Below are 4,403 nucleotides of genomic sequence, written 5' to 3'. Positions count from 1 at the left end.
GGTTCGTGACCCGTGACGCATCGTCTGGCGTAGCCGGGAGCGCACACCTCCGGCGCACTTCACCAGCGATGTATCGCATGCCAGAACCGACGCCCGACAGCAAGCAGCGCGTTGCAGCTTCTGACAGTGGTCAGATAAAGGGTATTGCATGTTGGCATTCTTTATGTTATCGTTTTTGATAACGATGTTGAAGTTGATATATCAAAAAGGTTCTGCCTATGCCACTCAAAAACTTTGCCGTTGTGAATCACCCGGCGCGAATGCGTATCTTTCAGACGCTCACCGGGGTTGAACTCTCCATCAATCAATTGTCACGTGTCCTACCCGACATCCCTAAACCGTCGCTGTACCGACACGTACACAAAATGCTAGAAGCAGGCGTGGTGCGCGTTGCCCGTGTGCGCCATATTCACGGGATCGAAGAGCGCTTCTTCATCGCCGAGGAAGGCTTGATTGACCCGGCAGATGTTTTTCAGCCCGGTGGGTTAGAGCAGTTCGCCGACCATATTCGGTTATACGGTTCGTCGGTAGCCCAAGACCTGGCGAATTACGTGCTGGAGCGTGGCGAACCTGACCTGAATAACATCGTTGCCCGGGAATACACGTTTTACGCGACAGAGGAAGAGTTCATGAAGGTACGTCAGGCAATCTACGATCTGTTAGAGGAATTGCAAAAGAATCCCCCCGCTGAAGGACGAACCAAACGTCGCATTTTTGTGATGGGCCATCCACTGCGAGCGGCACTACTGGCAGACCAGGCAAATTCGGACGCAGGGTAAGTCTTACTTCAGGAGGTTGCTATACCTGGACGGTAGGAGCATGGATCCCGTGCCTCTACCATCGATTGGTCAGGTGATCTGGCAGGTGTATCGTGTCAGGTACGAGCACGCTTCCCGCCGTCCAAAGATGCAGATCAGCGATGTCTATTTTTTTCTGCTGGTCTGAGACGAGATGAGTCAAGGGTTTGCATGCGCTGCCGGCAATAGGGCACGTGTCGCTCGCCTGCGTGCTTTGGTAGTCAGAGAGGGTGTAAATCGGTGAAGGGCAATCGCTGCTGGCCGGCAGCAGGTACCGCCTGCCACGCCAATGCTCATTTCCTGAGCCTCTTCACTCCCACCATGACCGCCATCCCCGCCGTAAGCAGCGCTACTACCCACGCCATCGTAGCAAGCGGCACGATAGTTGCTTGCTTGAGCGCAATCCCACTGGCTGCCCAGGCTACCACCGCTGGCAATATCCCATCTTGCCAGCGGTGGACAAACCACCAGCTCAGGCCCGCAGCCAGTCCCAGCAGCACCATCGTACTCACAATCCCACCGGTGCCGGTATCGCGCCAGCCCAGCTCGTACAGCAAGACACCACCATTGACCAGGGTGGCGACGCAAATCCAGCCCAGGTACAGGCTAAACGTTGGCTGTACCAGCCACTGCTCGCCAACCTCTGCCTGGCCGGGGTCACGCAGGGCCAGATAGACACCAATCAGCCCACCCAGCACGACCAGCATTGCCGGTAGCGAGAGCAGGGGCAGATTGTAGTGCCAGAAGATGAGCCACGCAATATTGCCGACACAGCTCAGTCCGAACCAGGGCGCGGCGGCCCGCAGGCGGGGATTGGTTGCCTGCGCCGGGAGAAGCTGATAGATCGCATAACCAATGAGACCGATATAAATCAAGCTCCAAATCGAAAACACATAGCCGGGCGGTGTGATAAAAAGAGGGTAGCGGTCTGAAATCTCACCGGTGGTCTGGCCGTTGAGTGGCAACGTATTCGCAAGAACGTTGGTCACGATAGTTGCCAGCAAGCCAATCACTACCCCAATCTGTTGCAAATGAAATATTGGACGAGCAAGTGATGTGTTCATCGTAATCTCCGTTATAATGATGGTACCGAGGCGAAGTGCGTAGACTCGCCTGCCTGTATTGTAAGAGGAGAATGGTCGCCATGCCAGACTGGAAGAGCTATCTTGCCGAACATCAGGAACGTTTTCTTGCCGAGTTGGTTGATTTTCTGCGCATTCCCAGCATCTCGGCCATCTCGGCCCACGCTGGAGACGTGCTGCGTGCTGCCGAATGGGTAGCAAATCGCCTGACTCAGGCCGGCATGGAGCATGTCGCGATCCTGCCTACCGGTGGTCATCCGGTGGTCTATGCCGATTGGCTCCATGCGCCGGGTAAGCCAACGGTATTGATCTACGGCCATTTTGACGTACAGCCGGTTGATCCTCTCGATCTATGGACCCATCCGCCCTTTGAGCCGCATATCGAACATGACCGCATTTATGCCCGTGGTGCGAGTGATGATAAAGGCAACATGCTCATTCCAATCCTGGCAGTGGAAGCGCTGCTGCGGAACAGCGGATCGCTACCGGTCAATATCAAGTTCTTCTTCGAGGGCCAGGAAGAGACTGGCAGTCCGCAGATTCCAGCGTTCCTGCAACACGAGCGTGAACGGTTTGCGTGCGATCTCGTCTTGAGCGCCGATGGTGGACAGTGGAGCGAGGATCAGCCCCAAATTCTGGTTGGCCTGCGCGGTGGCTGTGGGTTGCAGATCGACGTTCGTGCTGCAAATATGGACTTGCATTCTGGCATGTACGGCGGTGTCGTCCAAAACCCGATCCATGCGCTGGTCCACATCCTCGCTTCGATGCGCTCGGACGATGGTATGATCACCGTTCCCGGCTTCTACGATCAGGTGCGACCACTGACCCCCGCCGACCGTGAGCGGATTGCGGCCATTCCCTTCGATGAAGAGAAGCTGAAGTCATCCCTCGGCGTGCCGGCCCTCTTCGGTGAAGCCGGTTTTACCCCGCGCGAGCGTGAGTGGGTACGGCCAACGCTTGAAGTTAACGGTATCTGGGGCGGTTTCCAGCAGGAAGGCATCAAGACCGTCTTGCCGTCTGAAGCCCACGCCAAAATTACCTGTCGGCTGGTGCCCGACCAGGAACCCCAGGTGATCCTCGATCTGTTGCAGGCGCACATCAAGCGCCATACCCCACCCGGCGTAACCGTGACCGTGACACCACTCGCCTTTCAGGCGTTCCCCTACCTTATTCCCGAAGACGATCCGGGCAATGTTGCCGTGCGTGAAGTCCTGATCGAGCTGTATGGCCGCGAACCGTATTACGTGCGGAGTGGTGGTTCAATCCCGGTATGTACCCTCTTCCAGCGCCAGCTTGGTGCCTATACCAGCAACTTTGCCTTTGCCCTGGACGATGAGCGCTTCCACGCGCCCAATGAATTCTTCCGCTTGAGCAGTTTCCGCAAAGGGCAAACCGCCTACTGCATGCTGCTTGAGCGGCTGGGACGGTGAGGATAGCCCGGCTGTCAGCATCTGTCCGGTAACTCGCAATTCTGTGTGTCTGGTCAGTCGAATGCAGACTACATCGCATGAGTGCGGAACCTGCACTTCCGCACTCATAAGCTGCAGATAGAGATTGTGTTGACGATGTCTGACAGGTAACCCGATGTGAGACTACAAAGGAGAGAGTATATGCTCGATTACGCTACTGTGTATCGCCGCGAGCGTACCATTCAGCACCTGGTGGATGGTTTAACCGTAGCCGATCTCCACGCCGAGACCGACGAAATGTACGACACAGTGGAACGGCTGATTGCCGACTGCACTGATGCAGATGTGACCTTTCAGCCGGTTGATCCCAACGCGCACGACCCATTCGCCAGCGATCCCAATGCAGTTAACCAGGCATGGACACTCGGCCATGTGATCGTTCATCTCACTGCTTCGTGCGAAGAGTCGGCGTTTCTGGCCGCAGAAATGGCGCGTGGCGTGCCATTGCACGGTCGTTCGCGCTATGAAGTGCCCTGGGAAACCGTCACGACAATGGCTCAGGTCCGTCAGCGTCTCGCCGAGAGTCGCCGCATGCTCCATGCCTCGTTGAATATGTGGCCCGACCATCCGCATCTCGACTACATTGTCGAACCGTGGCCGGGCGCACCGCCAGTTGATGCGCGTGGTCGGTTTGCATTGGGGCTGGCCCACGCCTACGATCATCTCGGCCAGATTGCCGAGATTGTGCGTCAGGCAAAGGCAAGTGTCCATTCCTGACCGGTGTTTCGCAGTAGCACACACTGTTGTCCTGAGAACGCCTCTAATTGGTTGGGATGGGAAATATTCCAATAGTGCCGGCAATTCACCCGCCTGGGCACGGCCTGGGGTACAGCCAGGCGCGATTCGGTGGCAGAGCGATCTTACAGCTTGTGACCCAAATCTTGGCCGACACTGTGCAACATCCGGGTTGTTATACGACATCTGGCGTCATAATGGTCATAGCACGCTATCCCCACAATCTGAGAGCGCACGCCTCCGGTGCGCTCCTCACCTGACCCTGCCCGTCAGCGCTGCATCGTGGAGCGCACGCACTGGCCTGATAGGGAGCACGCACC

The 4,403-nt window shown here is 56.7% G+C and carries 5 protein-coding genes; 4 read left to right on the top strand and 1 reads right to left on the bottom strand.

Going from position 1 to position 4,403, the window contains the following annotated elements; translation table 11 throughout:
* Positions 1–218 precede the first annotated feature (218 nt).
* Both VAE55_RS15390 and VAE55_RS15385 read left to right on the top strand, forming a co-directional pair.
* Positions 219–779 (top strand): helix-turn-helix domain-containing protein, encoded by a 561-nt coding sequence (locus VAE55_RS15390; RefSeq protein WP_322816618.1) that lies wholly within the window; start codon positions 219–221, stop codon positions 777–779.
* 40 nt (positions 780–819) lie between these two features.
* Positions 820–945: a hypothetical protein gene (locus tag VAE55_RS15385; RefSeq protein WP_322816617.1), complete on the top strand. Its 126-nt coding sequence runs from the start codon at positions 820–822 to the stop codon at positions 943–945.
* 145 nt (positions 946–1,090) lie between these two features.
* Here the strand turns inward: VAE55_RS15385 and VAE55_RS15380 are convergent, their stop codons facing one another.
* Positions 1,091–1,861: a TspO/MBR family protein gene (locus tag VAE55_RS15380; protein WP_322816616.1), complete on the bottom strand. Its 771-nt coding sequence runs from the start codon at positions 1,859–1,861 to the stop codon at positions 1,091–1,093.
* Between the two features lie 80 nt (positions 1,862–1,941).
* Here VAE55_RS15380 and VAE55_RS15375 point away from each other — a divergent pair, with 80 nt between their 5' ends.
* Both VAE55_RS15375 and VAE55_RS15370 read left to right on the top strand, forming a co-directional pair.
* Positions 1,942–3,309, top strand: a complete 1,368-nt coding sequence (locus tag VAE55_RS15375; RefSeq protein WP_322816615.1) for a dipeptidase — start codon at positions 1,942–1,944, stop codon at positions 3,307–3,309.
* A 180-nt stretch (positions 3,310–3,489) separates the two neighbouring features.
* Complete coding sequence (locus tag VAE55_RS15370; RefSeq protein ID WP_322816614.1) at positions 3,490–4,065, top strand: DinB family protein; 576 nt, start codon at positions 3,490–3,492, stop codon at positions 4,063–4,065.
* Positions 4,066–4,403: the final 338 nt, after the last annotated feature.

The sequence above is a fragment of the Chloroflexus sp. genome (assembly GCF_034432675.1).
In the GTDB taxonomy this organism is placed as follows: domain Bacteria; phylum Chloroflexota; class Chloroflexia; order Chloroflexales; family Chloroflexaceae; genus Chloroflexus.
Note: the sequence above shows the minus strand (reverse complement) of the source record. Positions and strands in the feature narration are given on the sequence as shown.

What these genes read in the sequence shown, in the direction of transcription:
- VAE55_RS15370 (WP_322816614.1), top strand. Translation starts at nt 3,490, where the DNA reads ATGCTCGATTACGCTACTGTGTATCGCCGCGAGCGTACCATTCAGCAC.
- VAE55_RS15375 (WP_322816615.1), top strand. Translation starts at nt 1,942, where the DNA reads ATGCCAGACTGGAAGAGCTATCTTGCCGAACATCAGGAACGTTTTCTT.
- VAE55_RS15380 (WP_322816616.1), bottom strand. Translation starts at nt 1,861, where the DNA reads ATGAACACATCACTTGCTCGTCCAATATTTCATTTGCAACAGATTGGG.
- VAE55_RS15385 (WP_322816617.1), top strand. Translation starts at nt 820, where the DNA reads ATGGATCCCGTGCCTCTACCATCGATTGGTCAGGTGATCTGGCAGGTG.
- VAE55_RS15390 (WP_322816618.1), top strand. Translation starts at nt 219, where the DNA reads ATGCCACTCAAAAACTTTGCCGTTGTGAATCACCCGGCGCGAATGCGT.